Below are 21,621 nucleotides of genomic sequence, written 5' to 3' on the forward strand. Positions count from 1 at the left end.
GTGGATCGGGCTCCCCTGGTCCTGCGCGGCACGGCCGGGAAAATCGTGGCCGACGTGCGTGAACCGGCCGCGCCCGGCACCGGGCGCGGCCTGGTGGTGCTGCTCCACGGAGGCGGCCAGACCCGGCACTCCTGGAGCCGCGCCGCCGAGACCCTGGCGGGCGACGGCTGGACGACCGTGACCTACGACGCGCGCGGGCACGGCGACAGCGACTGGGCCGGGGACGGGGACTACTCCATCGCCCGCTACGTCGACGACCTGCAGTGCGTCCTGGACCAGGTGGGCGGGGGCCGCCCCGCCTGCCTGGCCGGCGCGTCCCTCGGCGGCATGACCGCGCTCATGGCACTGGCCCGGCGCCCCCGCCTGACCGACCGCCTGGTGCTGGTCGACATCACACCGCGGCCCCACCCGGCCGGCGTCGCACGCATCAGGCAGTTCATGACGGCGCACCTGGACGGGTTCGAGACCCTCGCGGAGGTCGCCGAGGCCGTCGCGGCCTACAACCCGGGCAGACGGCGTTCGAGTCCCGAAGGGCTGCACCGCACCGTGCGCCGCGGCGCGGACGGACGGTGGCGGTGGCACTGGGACCCGGCGATTCTGAAAAGCAACGACGGCCCGAACCCGCTGGTCCGGCCGGACGACGCGGTCGCCGCCGCGAAGTCGGTCACCGTGCCCACCCTGCTGGTCGCGGGCGGTGCCAGCGATGTCGTCCGGGAGGACGAGGTGGGCGAGTTCCTGACGGTGATGCCCACGGCCCGCGCGGTCACGCTCGACGGTGCGGGACACATGGTCGTCGGCGACCGCAACGACGCTTTCGTCGACGCCATCCGTACCTTCCTCGACGATTGACCCCTTAACCCAAGGGTGTTAGATTAATGCTCCGTAAGGCTCCTTGTGAGTGCCCTGCCGGCCTGACGCGAAAGAGGCTCCATGAAGTTCAACCTGATGTCGCTGGGTGACCTCGTCACCGACCCCGTGACCGGTGAGCGGAGCACCAACGCGCGCCGCTACAAGATGTTTCCGGAGATGGCCGTCCTCGCCGAGTCGGCCGGCTTCAACGGCATCAACATGGGCGAGCACCACGGGATCGAGTACATCTACTCGGCACCGCCCGTCGTCCTCGCCGCCATCGCGGAGCGCACCACCACCCTGCGCCTCGGCACCGCCGTCACCCTGCTCGCCAACCTGGACGGTCTGCGCATCGCCGAGGACTACGCCACGGTCGACGTGCTGTCGGACGGCCGGGTCGACGTCGTGCACGGCCGGGGCAACTTCTTCGCCTCGACCTACACCCTGTTCGGCCAGAGCCTGGACGAGTCCGCCGCCCGCTTCAAGGAGAACGCGGAGCTCGTCGACAAGCTCTGGACCGGCGAACCCCTGCACTGGTCCGGCCGGTTCCGGCCCTCGATCAACGGCGAGTCCTTGCAGCCGGCTCCGATCCAGCCCGCCCGCGACTGCATGTGGATCGGCGGCGGCAGCTCCCTGGAGTCCGTGGAACTCGCCGCCCGCCTCGGATGGAAGCTGATGCTTCCCAGCGCCTTCGGCGACCCGTCGTTCTTCACCAAGGTCGTGGACCACTACCTCGCCAAGTGGGAGGAGTGCGGCCACGGCTGGGAGCCGGAGATCGGTGCGGGCTGGCACGTCTGGGTCGGCCCCGACAGCAAGTCGGCGCGCGACCAGTGGAAACCGCGGTACGCCGCCTACCACGCCTGGATGAACGAGCTGCTCGCGCAGATCAACCCCTCCGTCCCGAAGCAGAACCAGCGTCCCTTCAACTTCGACTGGCTCACCACCAAGGGCCCGGCCATCGTCGGCAGCCCGGACGAGGTCGTCGACCGGATCTCCCGGCTGAGCGAGCAGCTCAAGGTCACCACGCATCTCGCCTACATGGACATGGGCGGCATGCCGGAGCCGGAGCTGTTCGACGCCATCGAGCTCTTCGGCAGCAAGGTGATCCCGCAGCTCGCGGACGCCTGACCCGGCCCCGACGCCCAGGCCCCGACCTGACCGTCCCACTCAGGAGAAACCCATGCCCGTGCTGTCTCCTGCCGTAGTCGTCGACGCGGTGCGCACTCCCTCCGGCCGGGGCAAGCCCGGCGGCGCCCTGTCCGGTGTGCACCCGGCCGACTTGCTGGCCACGACGCTGACGGCCCTGCTCGAACGCACCGGGATCGACCCGGCGCGGATCGACGACGTGATCGCCGGCTGTGTCGGTCAGGCCGGGGACCAGGCCACCAACGTGGCCCGGACCGCTTTGCTCACCGCCGGCTACCCGGAGTCCGTGCCGGCCACCACCGTCGACCGCCAGTGCGGATCCGCCCAGCAGGCACTGCACTTCGCCGCCCAGGGCGTGATGAGCGGTGCCTACGACGTAGTGGTCGCCGGCGGTGTGGAGTCCATGAGCAGGGTGCCGCTCGGGTTCCCGGGGCGCGACGGCAAGCCGTTCGCGCCCCTGGCGGGCCGTTACCCCGAAGGGCTGGTCGGACAGGGCGTCTCGGCCGAGATCATCGCGGGACGCTGGAAGCTCGGCCGGCGGGAGCTGGACGAGTTCGCCGCACGGTCCCACGAACTGGCCGCGGCCCGTGCCCGCGCCGGCGACTTCGCCCGGGAGATCGTGCCCGTGGGGGAGGTCGCCGCCGACGAGACCGTGCGCCCCGGCACCACCGCCGACCAACTGGCGGGACTGCGCCCGTCGTTCCAGGACGACGCGTTGGGGGAGCGCTTCCCGGAGATCGGATGGCACATCACGCCCGGCAACTCCTCACCCCTTACCGACGGGGCCTCCGCGGCCCTGGTGACGAGCGAGGCGAAGGCCGCCGAACTGGGTCTCGCACCGCGGGCCCGGCTCACCGGCTTCGCGGTGACCGGCAGCGACCCGCTGCTGATGCTCACCGGCGTCATCCCCGCCACCCAGCGCCTTCTGGACCGGACCGGCCTGACGGTCGACGACATCGACGTCTTCGAGGTCAACGAGGCGTTTGCACCCGTACCCCTGGTCTGGGCCCGCGAACTCGGCGTCGACCTGGCGAAGGTCAACCCGCGGGGCGGAGCCATCGCCCTCGGCCACCCGATGGGCGCCTCCGGCATCCGCATCCTCGCCACCCTGATCAGCCACTTGGAGGCCACCGGCGGACGGCGTGGTGTGATCACCATGTGCGAAGGCGGGGGCATGGCCAACGCGACCCTGGTCGAGCTGGTCTGATGGCGGCCCAGGACGAGACGCCCAGGACCGGCGTCGAACAGTTCTCCCTGACCGGCAGGGTCGCCGTCGTCACCGGCGCGAGCTCCGGCCTCGGTGCGGGTTTCGCCCGCGCGCTGGCCGCCGCCGGTGCGGACGTGGTCCTCGCCGCCCGCCGGGTGGACCGCCTGCACGACATCGCCCGAGAGGTCGAGAAGTACGGGGTGCGGGCGCTGCCGGTGCGCTGCGACGTCGTCTCCCCGGACGACTGCGCCGCGGTCGTCGACCGGGCCGTCGCCGAACTCGGCGCGGTCGACGTGCTCGTGAACAACGCCGGCGTCGGCACGGCCGTCCCCGCCCTGCGCGAGACACCGGAGGAGTTCCGGAGCGTCGTCGACGTGAACCTCATGGGCGCGTACTGGATGGCCCAGTCGTGCGCCCGGGTGATGCGACCCGGGTCGAGCATCATCAACGTCGCGAGCGCACTCGCACTGGTGAAGCCCTTCGCCCCGCAGGCGGCGTACGTCGCGAGCAAGGCCGGCCTGGTCGGCCTCACCCGCGACCTCGCCCAGCAGTGGTCGGGCCGCAAGGGCATCCGGGTCAACGCGATCGCCCCGGGCTACTTCGCCACGGACATGACCGAGGCGGCCCCACGCGCGGCGCTCACCGAGTTCCTGGAGCACAGCACACCGCTGAAGCGGATGGGTAAGCCGCACGAACTCGACGGCGCCGTCGTTTTCCTCGCCGGCGACGCCTCGACATACGTCACCGGCATCACGCTGCCCGTCGACGGCGGCATGTCCGGCCATTAGGAGCGCTGTTCATGAGTACTTCCCTGCAGGACCGCATGTGGGACTTCATGCGCGAGGAGGTCTTCCCGGCCGAACCGGTCTGGGCGGCCCACCTGCGCGAGCACGGCGAGCACAGCTACCCGCCGGTGATGGAGCAACTGAAGGCGTCCGCCCGCGAGCGCGGACTGTGGAACCTCTTCCTGCCCGCGGTCTCCGGCCTGACGAACGCCGAGTACGCCCCCATCGCCGAGATCACCGGATGGTCCCCGGTGATCGCGCCCGAGGCGATCAACTGCCAGGCACCGGACACCGGCAACATGGAGACACTGGCGCTCTTCGCCACCGACGAGCAGAAGAAGCGGTGGCTCGAACCCCTCCTCGCCGGGGAGATCCGCTCCGCCTTCGCGATGACCGAACCCGACGTCGCGTCCTCCGACGCCACCAACATCTCCACCACGATCGAGCGGGACGGCGACTCCTACGTCATCACCGGACGGAAGTGGTGGATCACCGGCTCGGCGGACGAACGCTGCCAGGTCTTCATCGTGATGGGCAAGACCGACCCCACCGCCCCCACCCACCGGCAGCAGTCGATGGTGCTGGTGCCGCGCGACGCGCCCGGCCTCACCATCGAGCGGCACCTGCCGATCTTCGGCTACCAGGACCAGCACGGCCATTCCGAGCTGCTGTTCGACGGCGTGCGGGTGCCCGCCGGGAACCTCCTCGCCGGCGAGGGCGACGGATTCACCATCGCCCAGGCCAGACTCGGCCCCGGCCGGATCCACCACGCGATGCGCGCGCTGGGCATGGCCGAGCGGGCCCTCGCCCTGATGGTCCGACGCGCCGGGGAACGCGTGGCGTTCGGCCAGCGGCTGGCCGACAACCCGGTGGTCCAGCAGCTGATCGCCGACTCCCGGATGGACATCGACCAGGCCCGGCTGCTGGTGCAGCACACGGCCCGGCTGATCGACGAACGCGGAGCCAAGGCGGCACGCGGCGAGATCTCCCAGATCAAGGTGGTCGCACCGGCCGCCGCCACCCGGGTGATCGACCGGGCGATCGAGGTCTTCGGGGGCGCCGGCGTGAGCGACGACCTGCCGCTGGCCTACTTCTACGCATGGGCACGGGTGCTGCGGATCGTCGACGGCCCCGATGCCGTGCACCGCCGCACCGTCGCCCGTGAGGAACTGCGCCGGGAGCGACCCTTCGTCGGCTGAGCCGACGAGTGACCGGGAGACACCGATGAACCACACCAGCACCCACCCCTCCCAGCCGACGGACGCCGCGGCCGAGCACGGCCCGGCGGACGAACTGACGGTCCTGGAATCCCTCGAGCGCCGCACCCTGTGGCTCGCGACGGCGATGATCGACCACGCCAACCGCGGACGTCCCAGCCGCTCCGGGCTCAAGGTCGGCGGCCACCAGGCCTCCAGCGCTTCGATGGTCAGCATCATGACGGCGCTCTGGTTCGGGCGGCTGACCGCCGAGGACCGGGTGTCGGTCAAGCCGCACGCCTCACCGGTCCTGCACGCCGTCAACTACCTGCTGGGGTGGCTGGACGCCTCGTACCTCACCCGGCTGCGCGAGTACGGCGGACTGCAGAGCTACCCGAGCCGCACCAAGGATCCCGACCCGGTCGACTACTCGACCGGCTCGGTCGGCATCGGGGCGACCGCGCCGGTCTGGGGCGCGGTGGCCTCCCGCTACGTCGACGACCGCACCGGGACCACCCGGCGTGGACGGCAGTACTCCCTCGTCGGCGACGCCGAACTGGACGAGGGAGCGGTCTGGGAGGCCGTCCTCGACCCCGCCACGGCCGAACTCGGCGAAGTCGTGTGGATCGTGGACCTCAACCGCCAGTCCCTGGACCGCGTGGTGCCCGACATCGCGGTCGGCCGGCTGCAGCAGATGTTCGACGCGGCCGGGTGGCAGGTACTGACCGTCAAGTACGGGCGGAGACTGCAGGCCCTCATCGATCTGCCGGGCGGCGACGCACTGGGGCGCCGGATCGACGACATGTCCAACCCGGAGTACCAGCGCCTGCTCCGCTGCGACGCCGGAGAACTGCGCCGCCGCCTGCCCGGCACGGGGCCGGACGCCGAGGCGGTGGCGGCCGTGATCGCGGACATCGACGACACCACCCTCGTCGAGGCCGTCCGCGACCTCGGCGGGCACGACCTGCCCGCCCTGCTCGACGCCTTCGACAGGATCGACGACACCCGCCCCACCGTCGTCTTCGCCTACACCGTCAAGGGATACGGGCTGGCCAGCGCGGGACACCCGCAGAACCACGCGAACCTGCTGGCCCCCGGGCAACTCCTCGAGCTGGCCGCCCGCACCGGAGCCGACCCGGCCGATCCCTGGGCCGCCTTCCCCGAGGACAGCGCCGAAGCGCGCCTGTGCGCGAAGGTCGCCGCCCGGCTCTCCCGGACCCCGCCGGCGCCCTCGGCACCTCCGCCCGTACCGGCGGACCTCGGACGGACCCCGAACGGACGCGCGTCGACGCAAGCGGCGCTCGGACGCACCCTGCTCGACCTGACCCGGTCCGCGCCGGACGTGGCGGCCCGGGTGGTCACGGTCGCACCCGACGTCGCCTCCAGCACCAACCTCGGCGGGTGGCTCAACAAGGCCGGCACCTGGTCCAGCACGGAGAAGCGCGACTGGTTCGCCGACGACGCCGAAACCCTGCTGCGCTGGTCCGAACGACCCACCGGCCAGCACATCGAACTCGGCATCGCCGAGGTCAACCTGGTCGGGCTCCTGGGCGAGCTCGGCGCGACATGGAGCCGCTGGGGACACCCGCTCTTCCCGATCGGCGTGGTCTACGACCCCTTCGTCGGGCGGGCACTGGAGCCCTGGTCCTTCGGGATGTACGCCGGCGGGCAGTCGATCCTGGTCGGTACCCCGTCGGGCATCACCCTGGGACCCGAGGGCGGCGCCCACCAGTCGATCACCACACCCTCCATCGGGCTCGAGCAACCCGGCTGCGTCGCCTTCGAGCCGGCGTTCGCCCTGGAGGCCGAATGGTGCCTGCTCGACGGCCTGTCCCGGCTGGGCCGCGAGGACGGCAGCTCGACGTACCTGCGGCTGTCCACGCGCCCCGTCGACCAAGCGCTGGCGCGGATACCGCAGGAGGCCGCCGCCAGGGAGCGGCGCCGCCGCCAGGTGGTGGCCGGCGGTTACCGGCTGCGCACCGAGCCCGGAGCCCGGGTCGCGATCGTCGCCATGGGCGCGATGGTGACCGAGGCGGTCAAGGCGGCCGACCGCCTCGCGGCCGCCGGCCACCCCGTGGACGTCGTGGTGGCCACCAGCCCGGACCGGCTGATGCGGGCCCAGCGGGCCCGCGACGGACTGGAGCCGGGCGACAGCTGGATCCTGGACCAGCTGTTCGGGCAGCGGCGACCGCAAGCCCTGGTGACCGTGCTCGACGGCCATCCGCACACCCTGGCCTTCCTGGCCGCCCACACCGGCGGGCTCGGCATCCGCGCACTCGGGGTGACGAGCTTCGGCCAGTCCGGAGACCTGCCGGACCTGTACGCAGCACACGGCATCGACGAGGACCACATCGTCCGCGCGGCACTCGACCTGCTCGACCGCCCCCACTGACGGGAGGAACACGTGCATGACGAACCATGAACTGCCGCCGCTGGAAAGGCTTCTGGCGATCGAGGAGTGCAGACGGCTGATGGTGGAGTACGGCCGCCGGCTCGACCACGGCCGCGGCGCGTCGGCCGCCGACCTCTTCACCGAGGACGGCGCCTGGCGCTCCCCGACGATCGACGCCGTCGGGCGGGAGGAGCTGCGTGCCTTCTTCGCCCGCCGGGACGCCCTGACCGACCGGACGACCCGCCACGTCGTCACCAACATCGCCGTCGACGTGCTGGACGCCGACCACGCCCGCGGCGTGTCCGTCGCCGTCGAACTCCGGGACGACCAGGGCCCCGACGGCCTCGCGGTCGACACCCGTCCGGCCATCGCCGGCGACTACGAGGACGAGTTCGTACGCGTCGACGGCCGGTGGCTGTTCCGCGAGCGCCGCGTCGTCGTGGCGTTCAAACGCGAGACGGAGGCGTTCATGCGGCCCCTTCCGACCGCGGAACAGCAGTGACACCCCCGCCCGCCCCGACACGGTCCGTACCGGAGGAGCCATGAGCCGTGCCTACGTCAGCGACGTCCTGCCCGCCCCGGTCGACACCGTCTGGGCGGTACTGGGCCGCTTCGAGGACATCGCGGACTTCGTCGAGAAACTGTCCGAGGGCGGGATGGAAGGCGAGGGGGGACCGGCCGTCGGTTCCGTACGGCGTCTCGTGCTGCGCGACGGGGGCCGGGTGGTCCGCGAGCGGCTGGTGGCCATGGACGCCGACGACCGGTCGTACTCCTACGGCTTCCCTCCGGGGGAGAACCCGTTCCCGGTGCGCAGCTACCGGGCGACCATCCGGGTCCGCCCGGTGACGCGCACGAACGGGACGTTCGTCGAGTGGTACGGCGACTTCGACTGCGACGCCGGCGTCGAGACCGAGATGCACGAGGCCTTCGCGAGCCGGTACTCGGCGTTCCTGGGGAACCTCCGCGACCACCTCGGCCTGCCGCCGGCACCACAGGAGTAGGGGCTCACCGGCGGCCCGTTCCGAGGACGGCGACGGCACCGTGTGTGCCGCCGCGCCTTCGGAACGGTCCGCCGGACGGCCCTCAGTTCTGGGCCCGCCCCCGCTCGATGAGCGCGTCCGCCCGGGCGGCGACGCTCTCCGGACGGAACATGCGCTCCGCCCAGGCCAGTGAGCGGGAACTCTCGCGCTGCGCCGCCTTCGCGAGCGTGGAGGCGGCGTTGTCGCGGTAGAGCGCCAGATACTCGGCGGCGATCTCCGGGTCGAGCTCGGCGATCTGCCGTGCCGCCTCCCGGGCGGTGGTGAGCAGGTCCTCGCCCTCCACCACCCGGTTGACCAGCCCCCAGGTGAGCGCCTCCTCAGCGCCGATCAGACGCCCGGTGAGGCTCATCTCCCGGGCCCGGCGCACGCCGACGGCCTGCGGGAGCAGGTAGGACAGGCCCCAGCCGGGCAGCACGCCGACCCGGGCGTGGGTGTCACCGAAGCGGGCCGCCTCCGAGGCGATGACGAAGTCGCAGTGCAGCACGATCTCCAGACCGCCGGTGACCGCCGGGCCGTTCACCGCGGCGACGACCGGTTTGGCCGGACGGTGCCAGGGCGCGTTGTCGCCGGCCGAGGGGCCCGCCGAGCGCATGTTGTCCCCGGTCCCGCCCAGTTCGCGCAGATCGAGTCCGGCGCAGAAGGCCTGCCCCGCGCCGGTCAGCACCACCGCGCGCACCCGCGCGTCGTCGGTGAGCCGGGCCATGGTGGCGCTCAGCTCCCGGATCAGCCGGGAGGTCAGCGCGTTGCGCCGCAGCGGGCGGTTGAGCGTGACCGTGGCGACCGCCCCGTCGTGCTCGACCAGGACACAGTCAGAGGGGTTCATGGAGGACACACCGGGCTCCTAACGGTGATGCGTTTTCTGGCCCTCAGAGTGACAGGCGTCACGCGGTCACACCAGAGCCAATCACTGTTAGATTAGCGCGGTCCGATCATCGAGGAGGATCCGTGACCGACGACCGCAGGCAGCGACACCTCGTGGACCTCGACAACCGCAGGCCGGAACTGGCCGACGAACTGTTCGGGACACTCGCGGACATGCAGGCACGGTGCCCCGTGGCCTGGAGCGAGGCGTCCGGCGGCTTCTGGGCCCTGCTCAAGCACGCCGACATCGTGACCGCCTCGGTGGACTGGCGGACGTTCACCGTCACCGAGGGCATCATGATCCCGCCGACCGGCAAGTCCATGCCGGTGATCCCGGCGGAACTGGACCCGCCCCGCCACGGCGCCTTCCGCAAACTGGTCCTTCCGCACTTCACGCCCAAGGCGCTCGGCCCCTGGGAGGCCGACATCCGCCGGATCGTCGCGGACGGCTTCGCCCCGCTCGCCGAGCGGGGCCGCGCCGACCTGGTCACCGAGTTCGCCCGCCCCGTGCCGGTCCTGGTGATCTGCCGGATCCTCGGCATCCGGTCGGACTGGGAGCGCATCCACTCCCTGGGTGAGGAGTTCATGCAGGCGTTCGCCGACACCGACCACCCCGAACGGGGCAGGGCCGCGGCCCAGCGGCTGGAGGCGTTCCTGGCGGAGGAGATCGCCGCCCGGCGCGGCCGGCCGGCCGAGGACCTGCTCGGGCAACTGGTCAACGCCGAGATCGAGGGCGAGACCCTCTCGGACGTCGAGGCGCTCGGGCTGGTGCAACTCCTGGTCGTCGCCGGCCACGGCACCACGGTCGACGGCATCGGGACGATGGTCTACCGCCTCCTCACCGAACCGGACGTCCGCGACCGGCTGCTCACCGACCGCTCCCTGGTGCCGAAGATGATCGAGGAGTGCCTGCGGCTGCACCCGCCGGTGTGGAACATGGCCCGGACCGTACGGCGCGAAACCACCCTGCGCGACGCCGAACTGTGCCCCGGCGAGAAGGTGATGCTGGCCTTCGGGGCGGCGAACCACGACCCCGACAAGTTCGACGACCCCTTCGCCTTCGACCTCGACCGCCCCGGCCTGACCCAGCACCTCACCTTCGGCAGCGGCCGGCACCGGTGCCTGGGGGAAGGCCTGGCCAGGCTGGAGCTGCGGACGGTCCTGGAGTACCTCCTGGACGAGCTTCCGGCCCTCGAACTCGACGGCCCCGTGGTCTGGGGCGGCCACACCAACTCCCACGGGCTGCGCAGCCTTCCGGTGCGCTTCGCGGCCGGCGGCGAGCCCGCGACCGTACGGATACAGGAGGGCGGCGATGTCTGAGACGGGGGAGCGGCTGACGGGTTTCGGTTTCGCGACCACCACCGACGAGGTCGTCGACGGCGTCGACCTCACCGGCCGCACGGCGATCGTGACCGGTGCCACCTCGGGCCTCGGTGTCGAGACCGCGCGCGCCCTCGCCGTGACGGGGGCCCGGGTCGTCCTCGCCGCCCGCCGCACCGGCGCCGCGGCCCGGATCGCCGCGGAGCTGACGGAGCGCACCGGCAACGGCCTGATCGAGGCCCGTGAGCTGGACCTCGCCGACCCGCGCTCGGTGCGCCGGTTCACCGACGCGTGGACCGGACCGGTGCACGTGCTCGTCAACAACGCCGGGATCATGGCGCTGCCCGAGCTGGAGCGCACGCCGTACGGCTGGGAGCGGCAGCTCGCCACCAACTTCCTCGGTCACTTCGCGCTGGTGCACGGCCTGGAAAGGCCGCTGGCCGAGGCGTCGGGCGCCCGTGTGGTGTGTCTCAGCTCCGCCGCGCACCTGCGCTCGCCGGTCGTCTTCGACGACCTGCACTTCCGCTTCCGCCCCTACGACCCGTGGCTGGCGTACGCGCAGTCGAAGACCGCCGACGTGCTGCTCGCCCTCGGGATCACACGTCGCTGGGGCGACCGGGGGGTGCGGGCCAACGCCGCTCACCCCGGCATCGTCCACACCGAACTGCAGCGGCACATCCGGTGGGACACGGAGGGGCTGCCCATGAAGTCCGTCGAGCAGGGCGCCGCGACGTCGGTCCTGCTCGCCACCGCACCCGAACTCGCGCATGCGGGAGCCGGGTACTACCAGGACTGCCGGCCGGCCGCCGTCGTCGCGGAACGCCGCCCGGACTACTCGGGGGGCGTGGCCCCTTATGCCCTGGACCCGGCCGCCGCCGAGCGGCTCTGGAAGACCGCGACGGCCGCACTGGCCCCCTGATGCCGGCTGATCACCCGTCCCCCGGCGACGGGTGATTCCACCCCACAATAATCCAACGACGTTTGATACGGTGAGGCGCCACGCACACGCCCACCCCTCGAGAAGAGGAGCCGCCATGCAGGTGCGCGTCACCGCCGAGGGGATCGACATCCTCGACCCCGCCCTGCTGACCGCGCTGTCGGTCGTCACCGAACTCGATGCCCGTACCGCGGCACGGGCGCTGGCGGCCGACGGCCTGGCCCGCGCCACCGACGAACGGGGCCCCGCACACGTGTGGCTCGACGTCGCCGAACTCGGGTGCCGCGCCCACCCGTCCGGCGACGACCAGTGGCGCACCCGCTACGACGAGATGATCGCGTACGCCGCGGGCAAGGGCTGGGCCGACGACACCCGCTCGATGGTCCGAGCCCACCTGGAGGCACCCCGATGAGCGCACGAGTGACCGAACTGGACCGGGTGGTGATCCGGTTCGCCGGCGACTCCGGCGACGGCATGCAGCTGGTGGGGGACCGGTTCACCCAGGACACGGCCGTCTTCGGCAACGACCTGTCCACCCTGCCGAACTTCCCGGCCGAGATCCGCGCACCGCAGGGCACCATCCCGGGCGTGAGCAGCTTCCAGCTGCACTTCGCCGACCACGACATCCTGACTCCCGGCGACCGGCCCGACGTCCTGGTGGCGATGAACCCGGCGGCGCTCCGGGCCAACGTCGGGGACCTGCGGCCGGGAGCGACGGTGATCGTTGACACGCACGACTTCACGGCACGGAACCTGACCAAGGCCGGGTACTCCGCCAGTCCGTTGGAGGACGACTCGCTGGCCGACTTCGCCGTCCACGCACTCGACCTGACCGGTATGACCGTGGCGGCGGTCAAGGAGTTCGGTCTCTCCCGCAAGGACGCGGCCCGTGCCAAGAACATGTTCGCGCTGGGCCTGCTGTCCTGGCTGTACGGCCGCGAGGTGGACGGTACGGTCGCCTATCTCGGCAGCAAGTTCGCCAAGAAACCCGCGATCCGCGACGCCAACGTCACCGCGCTGCGCGCGGGCTGGAACTTCGGTGAGACCACCGAGACGTTCGCCGTCTCCTACCGGGTCAAGCCCGCCACCGTGGCCCCCGGCCGCTACCGCAACATCACCGGCAACACCGCCCTGTCCTACGGCATCGTGGCCGCCGGACGCCTCTCGGGACTCCCGGTGTTCCTCGGTGCCTACCCGATCACGCCGGCCTCCGACATCCTCCACGAACTGAGCAGGCACAAGAACTTCGACGTCACCGCCTTCCAGGCAGAGGACGAGATCGCCGCCATCGGCGCGGCCCTGGGAGCGTCCTACGCCGGCCATCTCGGCGTCACCACGACGTCCGGGCCGGGCGTGGCGCTCAAGGCCGAGACCATCGGCCTCGCGGTGATGCTCGAGGTGCCGCTGGTGATCGTCGACGTCCAGCGCGGCGGACCGTCGACCGGCCTGCCGACCAAGACCGAGCAGGCGGACCTGCTGCAGGCGATGTACGGACGCAACGGCGAGGCGCCGCTGCCGGTGGTCGCGGCCCAGTCCCCCGCGGACTGTTTCGACGCCGCCGTCGAAGCGGCACGCATCGCCGTCACCCACCGCACCCCCGTGATGCTGCTCTCCGACGGCTACCTCGCCAACGGCTCCGAGCCGTGGCGACTCCCCGACGTGGCGTCGATGCCCCGCATCGAGCCGGGCTTCGCAACCCCGCCGGCCGAGGGGCAGCGCTTCCTGCCCTATACCCGCGACCCCGAGACCCTGGCCCGGCCCTGGGCGCCGCCCGGCATCGCCGGCCTGGAGCACCGTATCGGCGGCATCGAGAAGAAGGACGGCACCGGGGACATCTCCTACGACCCAGACAACCACGACCTCATGGTCCGTACCCGGCAGGCCAAGGTCGACGCGGTGGCCCGGTCGATCCCCGCCCTCGCCGTGGACGACCCGGGCTGCCGGGCCCGCGTGCTGGTCATCGGCTGGGGTTCGACGTACGGCCCGATCGGTGCCGCCGTACGCCGGGTGCGCCGCCGCGGACTCGACATCGCCCAGGTGCACCTTCGCCACCTCAACCCGTTCCCGGCAGACCTGGGTGACGTCCTGGCGGCCTACGACCGCGTGGTGTGCCCGGAGATGAACCTGGGTCAGCTCGCCACCCTGCTGCGTGACCGCTATCTGGTCGACGTACGCCGCCTCACCACCGTGCGCGGCATGCCGTTCGGCGCAGAGCAGCTCGAGCACGAGCTGCTGTCCCATCTCACCGAGATCTCGCAGGAGGCCTCATGACGGTCACCGACCTCCCCGTCCCCGTGGTCGGGGACGGGCACAGCGGCACGGCACTGGTGCCCGCTGCCGACGGCCCCCAGACCGGCAAGGACTTCACCAGCGACCAGGAGGTCCGCTGGTGCCCCGGCTGCGGCGACTACGTGGTGCTCAAGGCCGTCCAGGGCTTCCTGCCCGGTCTGGGCCTGCGCCGCGAGAACATCGTCTTCGTCTCCGGCATCGGCTGCTCCTCGAGGTTTCCCTACTACCTCGACACCTACGGGATGCACTCCATCCACGGCCGCGCTCCCGCCATCGCCACCGGCATCGCCACCGCCCGCGAGGACCTCTCGGTGTGGGTCGTCACCGGCGACGGCGACGCGCTGTCCATCGGCGGCAACCACCTCATCCACGCCCTGCGCCGCAACGTCAACATGACGATCCTGCTGTTCAACAACCGCATCTACGGGCTCACCAAGGGTCAGTACTCGCCCACCAGCGAAACCGGCAAGATCACCAAGTCCACTCCGGTGGGTTCGGTCGACCATCCCTTCAACCCGGTCTCCCTCGCCCTGGGGGCCGAGGGCACCTTCGTGGCGCGCACCGTCGACTCCGACCGCAAACACCTCACCTCGGTGCTGTCGGCCGCGGCCGCCCACCGCGGCACCTCGCTCGTGGAGATCTACCAGAACTGCCCGATCTTCAACGACGGTGCCTACGACGTTCTGAAGGACCGCGACTCCGCCGCCGACGCGATCATTCCGCTCGTCCACGGTGAACCGGTCCGCTTCGGCGTACCCGCCGAGGACGGGCAGGGACGGCTCGGTGTCTTCCGCCGGCCCACCGGCGAGGTGCACGTCGACCACGTCACGCCCGCGAACGCGGGACAGGTCGTGGTCCACGACGCGCACGCCGAGGACCCGACCGTGGCGTTCGCGCTCTCGCGACTGACCGCCACGGGTGAGATGACCCGCGCCCCGATCGGCGTCTTCCGTCAGGTGCAGCGCCCGACGTACGACGACCAGGCCCGTGCCCAGGGGAGGGCCGACCGTGAGCAAAGAGGCGACGGCGACCTCCAGGCCCTCATCGAGGGCCCCGACACCTGGGAGGTGCCGTGACCTGTCACCCACTCACCAAGGCGTCCCGGTGACGCCGTAGCGGGCGCACGAGGCCCCCGCAGCCCGACCTGGAGGGTGGCCTGCGGGGGCCTCGTGCACGCGCCGGATCAGGGGATGCGGCGGGACGGGGCCATGTCCGACCCGGCCAGTGCCGTGTCGCGCGCGGAGCTCTCGATCAGCCGCCCGCGGGGGTCGGGGATGAAGAGGGCCGTGACACTGCCGAGCGCGAGCGCCACGCCCAGCGTCGCGAAGCCCAGGGTGTAGGCCGACTCCGGTGGATGCCCCGTCGCCGAGACCCGGGTCGTCACGATGGCGCCCATGACCGCCGCCCCGAGCGAACCGCCGATCGTGCGGATGTTGGCGTTCATCCCGCTTGCCGCGCCGGTCTGTTCGGGAGGGACGGCACCGACCACCACGCCCGCGACGGTGGCGAACACGAGCCCGAGGCCGACCCCGAGGAACGTGGCCGCGACGCACGTCTGCCACGGAGTGGCATGGAAGCCGGCCAGACCGAGAAACGACAGGGAGCCCAGGGCGGACCCGGAGACGGTCACCGCCCGGGACCCGAAGCGCCGGACGAGCGGGGAGGTCGCGAAGCCCACGACGAACATGGCCAGGGCGGAAGGAAGCATGAGGCGCCCCGACTCCGAGATCGTGCTCCCGAACCCGTAGCCCGCCTCGGGCGGGGTCTGCATGAGCTGGGGCAGGAACGCGAAACCCGCGAACATCCCGAATCCGAGCAGGGCCGACACGCAGTTGGACGACCACACACCGCGTCGCCGCATCATCGCCATGTCGATCATCGGCACCGGAACGCGCGTCTCGGTCCATACCCAGCCGGCCCCCGCCAGCACCGAGAGCGCCACCAGCCCGAGGATGCCGGGCGAGACCCAGCCCCGGACGTTGCCCTCGCTCAGGGCGACCAGGAGGGCCACGAGGCCCACCGACAGCAGGAGCGCCGGGAGCAGAGGCAGTCCGCGGGAGCCGCGCACCGGGGAGTCGGGGATCACGACGAGAGCCGCGATTGCCGCGATCGCCGTCGTGATCGTCGGCAGCCAGAACAGCCAGGGATATCCGAGCACGTCGACGACGGGTCCGGCCGCGATGATGCCCGCGCCGTAACCGAGCGCGCCGATGGCGGCCAGCACGCTCACCGCCCGTGAGACCCGCGCCTCGCCGTACAGGTCGCGGATGATCCCGAAGGACAGGGGCATGACTCCGCCGCCCGCACCCTGGACCACCCGGGCCGCGATGAGCCATCCGACGGACGGCGCGAGCGCGGCGAGCGCGGACCCGAGGGTCAGCGCGGCCAGGGTCACCACCAGCATGCGGCGCTTGCCCACCATGTCACCCACGCGTCCGAGCACCGGAGTGAGGATCGAGGCGGAGAGCAGGTAGGCGGTCAGAACCCAGACGACCGTCCGCTGATCGGTGTGGAAGGTGTGCTCGATGTGGGCGAGCACGGGGACGAGGAGCGACTGCAGCGACGAGAACGCCATGGCCGAGAGGATGAGGACCAGGAACGACATGCGTCGGCGTCCGCGTCGGGTGTCCGTCACGTACTGGCCTCCCCGCCTGGGATGCACGACCGGACGGTCCGGCCCGCCTCATGCTACGCTAAACCAAACGTCAATAGATATAATCGGCCGTTCGTGGAAGAGCCGATCACGTCACACCCGGCCCGGCCCGCGCCGGCCGCCGCACGTTCCGGGTGGCCGGAGGCCGGCTGCGACCGTCAGGAGGAGCATTCGTGAAGACCGAGCCACCTGCGCAGGCGAGTCGAACGACGACCGATCTGAGCCGTGACGAACTGGACGCGGTCGCCCGCCACATGGCGGAAGCGGACACGACTCCCACAGGCCCGCTCGAGGCGACCCTGATCACCGGCGGGCGGTCCAATCTGACCTATGTGCTGAGCGACGGGGCGTCACGCTGGGTCCTGCGCATGCCGCCGCGCGCGGGTCGTACGCCCTCCGCACACGACGTGGCACGCGAGTTCCGGGTGACGTCCGGTCTACGGGAGAGCGGTGTACCCGTCGCGCGGCCGGTCGTCCTCTGCGAGGACGAGTCGGTCCTCGGCGGCGCCTTCACGGTCGTGGACTACGTGGACGGCCGCAGCGTGCAGTCACGCGACGACCTGGCCGCCCTCGACGACTCCCAACTGGCCCATGTCATGAACTCGTTGACTCAGAACCTGGCGGCGCTGCACCGTGTGGACCATGTGGCCGTCGGACTCGAACGCTTCGGCCGGCCCGACGCGTACGCGCAGCGGCAACTGCGTCGGTGGCGAGGTCAGTGGGAGCTGGTCGCTCCCGAGGACGACGACGTCCGTGCCGCGGCGGCGGAACTCGGGCGGCGACTGGAGACAGCGATCCCGGAGCAGCGGTTCACCGGGATCGTCCACGGCGACTTCCGCATCGACAACACCATCCTGGGGCACGGTCACCTCCCCGAGGTGGCAGCCGTCGTCGACTGGGAGCTGTCGACGATCGGCGACCCGGTCGCGGACGTCGCCACGATGTGCGCCTACCGGGACGAGGCCCTCGACCTCATCCTCGGCGCACCAAGCGCCTGGACGAGTGACCGGCTGCCCGACGCATCCTCGCTGGCGGCGTCCTACGAGGCGGCGGGCGGCGTACCGCTCGACCACTGGGACTTCCACCTGGCCCTCGCCTACTACAAGATCGGTACGATCGCGGCCGGCATCGAACACCGGCGCAGGGCCGGCGTCGGATCGGGGCCGGGTTTCGCCACCGCCGGACGTGCGGTACCCCGCCTGATGGCGGCCGGCCTCGCCGTGGGATCTCTCCGGATATAGCACCCCCCCGCAAGGTGCTGCGGGCGCAAACGCCGCCGGCTCCGGCTGTCCCCCGTCGGACAGCCGGAGCCGGCGGCGTTTGCGCCTCGGGCCGGGTCGTCAGCGAGGTGGCATCCGGATGCCACCGTCCACCCGGACGGTCTCGGCGTTGAGATAGTCGTTTCTGAGGAACTCCAGCACCACGGAGGCGAGTTCCTCCGGCAGGCCGAGGCGCTTGGGGAAGAGCACGTGCGATCCCAGTTGCTCCTTGAAGGCCTCCGCGTCCGGGCCTTCGCCGTAGATGGGCGTGTCGATCAGACCAGGAGCGACGGTGTTCAGGCGGATTCCCGCGGCCGACAGGTCGCGCGCCACCGGGAGCGTCATGCCGACCACGCCTCCCTTCGAGGCGGCATAGGCGGCCTGGCCGATCTGGCCGTCGAAGGCCGCGACACTGGCCATGTTGACGATCGCCCCGCGCTGCCCATGGGCGTCCGGCTCGTTGGTGCTCATGGCGGTGGCAGCCTGGCGCACGACGTCGAACGTGCCGATCAGGTTGATCGCGATGATCCGGGCGAATGTCCCGAGGTCGTGCGCCGATTCGAGGCTGCCGTCGCGGCCGATGGTCCGCTGCGCGCCGCCGACTCCGGCGGAGTTGACCACGGCCCGCAGCGGCGCCATCGAAGTCGCCGCCGCGACCGCGTCGCGGATCTGACTCGTCTCGGTCACGTCCACCGGGGCGAATACGCCTCCGATCTCCGCGGCGAGTTTCCGACCCTTGTCCTCCTGCACGTCGGCGACGACGACATGGGCCCCTTCCGCCGCGAGACGGCGTGCGACCGCGGCGCCGATTCCGGACGCCGCTCCCGTGACCAGAGCGCTGGCTCCCGTGATGTTCACGTTTCTCTCTCTTCCTGCCGATGACGGGGATCATGGGGACGGACGTCGGGCCGCCTGCGAGCAAGGACGTTGGCCTTCACCGGCCACGCCAGACAGGGAGGCGTTTCTCCGCGAAGGCACGCGCCCCCTCGGCGGCGTCCTCGGAGGCGAAGACCTCGTCGATGAACGGCTGCTGGCACTTCCAGCCCTCCTCCGCTCCCCAGTCCGCGGCGGCGCTCGCGATCTGCTTGGTCCGCAGGACCGCCAAGGGGCCGTTCTCGGCGATCTTCTGCGCCAGGGCCAGGGCGCCCTCCCGTGCCCCGCCGGCCCGTGTCACACGGTTGACCAGGCCGATCTTCGCGGCTCGCGGCGCTTCGATCGGTTCACCGGTGAGCAGCATCTCCAGTGCCAGTGCCTGCGGCACCCGGCCCGGCAGGCGCAGTGCGGCGCCGGCGGCCGGGACGAGGCCGCGCTTCACCTCGGGGACGCCGAACCGCGCCGTCTCGCCCGCGACCACCATGTCGCAGGCCAGCACGAGCTCGAGTCCCCCCGCCAGCGCCCAGCCCTCCACGGCGGCCACCAACGGCTTGCGGGGCGGCGTCATCGTGATGCCGCACAGCCCCCGGCCCTCCAGGCTGGGGGACTCACCCCGTAGGAAGGCCTTGAGATCCATGCCGGCGGAGAAGTTCCCACCGGCTCCGGTCAGCACGCCGGCCCTCAGGTCCTCGGACGCGTCGAGTTCGTCGGCTGCCGCCGCGATGCCCTCGGCCACATTCCGGTTCAGTGCGTTCCTGGCGTCCGGCCGGTTGATCGTGACCACCAGTACGGCACCTGCCCGTTCGGTCAGAACGTCCTTCGAGCTCACATCTCTCCCTTCGGGTTCCGCGACAAGCGGATGCGACGACCACACGGCACGCCGACGTCTGCGGCCCACCTCGAGGAGAGGGCGGGAAGGCGTGACACTCATACTTTACCAAGCGCTGATGGATTAAGTCATCGCCCTCACCCCGGATGCTCCTGCGACAACGACTGCGGCGGCGCCCGCCCCACCGTCGACCGACTGGGTGGGGCGGGCGCCGCCGGGAGGGGCGTGCGGCTGCGCGGACGTCGGGGCAGCGCGCGCTCGCGCGCTACCCGAGCGGCGACCCATGCGGTACGCGACGTCCGGTACCACCGCGAGGTCGGATCACCGGTGCCGTGGAGCGGAGTTTGTGGGGCGCGCGCGACGGCGGCCAGGGCCTGGACGGCGCTCGTCATCGTCATCGGTCTTCTTCGAGAACCGGTTCGAAAGCCAAGGTCTGCAGCCTGGTTCTGGAGCCGAGCGATGCGGTGATGCCATCGACGGCTGGGGAGTCGACGGTGGTGCATGTCATGGGGGCACGCGGTGTCCCGGCCCGAACCAGGTCGGGCCGGGACACTGTCAAGCGAGCTCGAGCGCGGTCTCCGGGCAGCTCGTCACGGCCTCGCGGACACCGGCGACGTGTTCGTCATCGACCTCCGCGAGCAGTACGACGACCTTGCCGTCGTCGTCCACGTCGAAGACGTCCGGGGCCAACAGGGCGCACCGGCCGTGTCCCTGGCATCGCGTCACATCGGAATTGACCTTCATGGCCGATCACCCCACCCGGTCGAACTCGATGTCGACGGTGTGGAGTGCGTTGCTCTGGCCCGGAACCCACTTGATATCGGCGGCCGGGGCGAGCCTGATGTTCTTGACCCGCTTCAGCAACTCCTCGAAGGCGATCTCGATCTGCATGCGGGCCATGTTGGAGCCGACGCAGCGGTGGACACCCATACCGAAGGCGGCGTGGCCGCTGCGCGCCTCGTCGAAGACCAGCTGGTCGGCGTCACGGAACTTGGCGGTGTCCCGGTTGGCGGAGTCGAACCGGACCTGTACCCGCTCGCCCTTCTTGATCAGCACCCCGTTGAGCTCGACGTCCCGGGTCGCCACGCGAGCCATCGCGGCGACGGGGGAGTCGAGGCGCAGGAACTCGTCCATGTCCCGGCGTACCCAGGCGGGGTTCCGCAGCCGGTCCTCGAGCCCTGGGTGCTGCGTGAGCCGGTAGGCGATGTTGCCGATCGCGGCCCGTGTGGTGTCCAGGCCCCCGAGGACCAGGATGCCCAGGCAGCCGACTTGCTCCTCCTGGGTGATGGGCCGGTCGCCGAAGCGGCCGCCCACGAGGCGGGCGAGCACACCGTCGCCGGTGATCCCGCGTTTCTTGGCACGCTCCAAGTACTCGGTGCACATGACGAACAACTGTCCGAACAGTTCCGGCGTCGCCCCTTCGGCGACGGCGAGCGCGAGTTCCTGGGCCGCGTTCAGCTCCTCGTCTGTCAGGTCGTTGAAGATCACCTTCGTCAGCATCCGGCCGACGTAGGGACCGGCGTACTCGTTCAGGATCTCGGCGGAGCCGCGGTCGACGAACGCGTCGATCAGGTCCTCCGCGGTCTGATGCATCGCCTCCTCGTACGGCGCGAGCGCCTTGCGGGAGAAGAGCGGGTTGAGCAACTGCCGGGCCGCGGACTGGATGGGCGGGTCGTCGTCGATGGGGCAGAGCGAGGGCACGCCGGTCGGCACCAGCGGTGACTCGGTCGAGGAGAACGTCTCCCAGTCCTCCATCACCCGCCGGACGTCCTCGTAGCGGCTGACGATGTAGAAGCCGCCGTTTCCATCGGTGTGTGCCACCGGGCATCGTCCCCGGGCGTAGTCGAACAGCTCCCACTTCACCCGCTGGTCCTCCCAGCTGAAGAGGTCGAAGTGGCTGAGCCGTTCGGCGAGGTGTTTCTCGTCGGCGAGGTCCTGCTGGTTGTCGCCTTGGTGCGTCGTCGTCACGGAGCCTCCTGGGCAGC

General features: G+C 71.3%; 20 protein-coding genes. 14 read left to right on the forward strand and 6 right to left on the reverse strand.

Features of this window, described 5'->3' with window-relative positions; genetic code table 11:
- The 8 genes from OHB56_RS39945 (at position 1) to OHB56_RS39980 (ending at position 8,576) form a co-directional block, all read left to right on the forward strand.
- Complete coding sequence (locus tag OHB56_RS39945) at positions 1-849, forward strand: alpha/beta fold hydrolase (protein WP_095534160.1); 849 nt, start codon at positions 1-3, stop codon at positions 847-849.
- Positions 850-930: 81 nt separating this feature from the next.
- Entirely contained in the window at positions 931-1,977 is a 1,047-nt protein-coding gene (locus OHB56_RS39950) for an LLM class flavin-dependent oxidoreductase (RefSeq protein ID WP_055626469.1), read from the forward strand.
- A gap of 61 nt (positions 1,978-2,038) precedes the next feature.
- A complete protein-coding gene (locus OHB56_RS39955) occupies positions 2,039-3,202 on the forward strand; it encodes a thiolase family protein (protein WP_326756877.1) in 1,164 nt (387 codons plus the stop codon).
- Complete coding sequence (locus OHB56_RS39960; RefSeq protein ID WP_326750877.1) at positions 3,202-3,990, forward strand: glucose 1-dehydrogenase; 789 nt, start codon at positions 3,202-3,204, stop codon at positions 3,988-3,990. Before OHB56_RS39955 ends, OHB56_RS39960 begins: the two co-directional genes overlap by 1 nt.
- A gap of 11 nt (positions 3,991-4,001) precedes the next feature.
- Positions 4,002-5,186: an acyl-CoA dehydrogenase family protein gene (locus OHB56_RS39965; RefSeq protein ID WP_351127738.1), complete on the forward strand. Its 1,185-nt coding sequence runs from the start codon at positions 4,002-4,004 to the stop codon at positions 5,184-5,186.
- A gap of 25 nt (positions 5,187-5,211) precedes the next feature.
- Positions 5,212-7,575: a transketolase-like TK C-terminal-containing protein gene (locus OHB56_RS39970; protein ID WP_406358797.1), complete on the forward strand. Its 2,364-nt coding sequence runs from the start codon at positions 5,212-5,214 to the stop codon at positions 7,573-7,575.
- 16 nt (positions 7,576-7,591) lie between these two features.
- Positions 7,592-8,077, forward strand: coding sequence for a nuclear transport factor 2 family protein (locus tag OHB56_RS39975; RefSeq protein WP_326750875.1), 486 nt, complete (start codon positions 7,592-7,594; stop codon positions 8,075-8,077).
- Between the two features lie 40 nt (positions 8,078-8,117).
- A complete protein-coding gene (locus tag OHB56_RS39980) occupies positions 8,118-8,576 on the forward strand; it encodes an SRPBCC family protein (protein ID WP_326750874.1) in 459 nt (152 codons plus the stop codon).
- An 82-nt stretch (positions 8,577-8,658) separates the two neighbouring features.
- Here OHB56_RS39980 and OHB56_RS39985 read toward each other — a convergent pair whose 3' ends face one another.
- Positions 8,659-9,438: an enoyl-CoA hydratase gene (locus tag OHB56_RS39985; protein ID WP_326750873.1), complete on the reverse strand. Its 780-nt coding sequence runs from the start codon at positions 9,436-9,438 to the stop codon at positions 8,659-8,661.
- Between the two features lie 122 nt (positions 9,439-9,560).
- Here OHB56_RS39985 and OHB56_RS39990 point away from each other — a divergent pair, with 122 nt between their 5' ends.
- The 5 genes from OHB56_RS39990 to OHB56_RS40010 all read left to right on the forward strand — a co-directional run bounded on the left by OHB56_RS39990 (position 9,561) and on the right by OHB56_RS40010 (position 15,098).
- Positions 9,561-10,796: a cytochrome P450 gene (locus OHB56_RS39990; RefSeq protein ID WP_406358799.1), complete on the forward strand. Its 1,236-nt coding sequence runs from the start codon at positions 9,561-9,563 to the stop codon at positions 10,794-10,796.
- On the forward strand, positions 10,789-11,715 hold the full coding sequence (locus OHB56_RS39995; RefSeq protein WP_326750871.1) for an SDR family NAD(P)-dependent oxidoreductase: 927 nt from the start codon (positions 10,789-10,791) through the stop codon (positions 11,713-11,715). Before OHB56_RS39990 ends, OHB56_RS39995 begins: the two co-directional genes overlap by 8 nt.
- A 115-nt stretch (positions 11,716-11,830) precedes the next feature.
- Positions 11,831-12,145, forward strand: a complete 315-nt coding sequence (locus OHB56_RS40000; RefSeq protein WP_406358801.1) for a hypothetical protein — start codon at positions 11,831-11,833, stop codon at positions 12,143-12,145.
- A complete protein-coding gene (locus OHB56_RS40005) occupies positions 12,142-14,004 on the forward strand; it encodes a 2-oxoacid:acceptor oxidoreductase subunit alpha (RefSeq protein ID WP_326750869.1) in 1,863 nt (620 codons plus the stop codon). The genes OHB56_RS40000 and OHB56_RS40005 overlap by 4 nt, the downstream gene beginning before the upstream one ends.
- Entirely contained in the window at positions 14,001-15,098 is a 1,098-nt protein-coding gene (locus OHB56_RS40010) for a 2-oxoacid:ferredoxin oxidoreductase subunit beta (RefSeq protein WP_326750868.1), read from the forward strand. Before OHB56_RS40005 ends, OHB56_RS40010 begins: the two co-directional genes overlap by 4 nt.
- A 107-nt stretch (positions 15,099-15,205) precedes the next feature.
- Here OHB56_RS40010 and OHB56_RS40015 read toward each other — a convergent pair whose 3' ends face one another.
- Positions 15,206-16,657, reverse strand: a complete 1,452-nt coding sequence (locus OHB56_RS40015; RefSeq protein WP_326750867.1) for an MFS transporter — start codon at positions 16,655-16,657, stop codon at positions 15,206-15,208.
- A gap of 191 nt (positions 16,658-16,848) precedes the next feature.
- On the opposite strand from OHB56_RS40015, the gene OHB56_RS40020 reads away from it, so the two are divergent.
- Positions 16,849-17,916, forward strand: a complete 1,068-nt coding sequence (locus tag OHB56_RS40020) for a phosphotransferase family protein (protein WP_406358804.1) — start codon at positions 16,849-16,851, stop codon at positions 17,914-17,916.
- Between the two features lie 99 nt (positions 17,917-18,015).
- Here OHB56_RS40020 and OHB56_RS40025 read toward each other — a convergent pair whose 3' ends face one another.
- From OHB56_RS40025 to OHB56_RS40040, 4 genes are all read right to left on the reverse strand, one after another.
- Complete coding sequence (locus tag OHB56_RS40025; protein ID WP_326750865.1) at positions 18,016-18,792, reverse strand: SDR family NAD(P)-dependent oxidoreductase; 777 nt, start codon at positions 18,790-18,792, stop codon at positions 18,016-18,018.
- Positions 18,793-18,868: 76 nt separating this feature from the next.
- Positions 18,869-19,636 (reverse strand): crotonase/enoyl-CoA hydratase family protein, encoded by a 768-nt coding sequence (locus OHB56_RS40030; RefSeq protein WP_326750864.1) that lies wholly within the window; start codon positions 19,634-19,636, stop codon positions 18,869-18,871.
- Positions 19,637-20,191: 555 nt separating this feature from the next.
- Positions 20,192-20,380 carry a ferredoxin gene (locus OHB56_RS40035; RefSeq protein WP_326750863.1) on the reverse strand — a complete coding sequence of 63 codons (189 nt, stop codon included), beginning with the start codon at positions 20,378-20,380 and terminating at the stop codon, positions 20,192-20,194.
- Positions 20,381-20,386: 6 nt separating this feature from the next.
- Positions 20,387-21,604, reverse strand: a complete 1,218-nt coding sequence (locus tag OHB56_RS40040; RefSeq protein ID WP_406358807.1) for a cytochrome P450 — start codon at positions 21,602-21,604, stop codon at positions 20,387-20,389.
- Positions 21,605-21,621: the final 17 nt, after the last annotated feature.

It is taken from the genome of Streptomyces sp. NBC_01635, from assembly GCF_045209715.1.
Taxonomy (GTDB): domain Bacteria; phylum Actinomycetota; class Actinomycetes; order Streptomycetales; family Streptomycetaceae; genus Streptomyces; species Streptomyces hirsutus.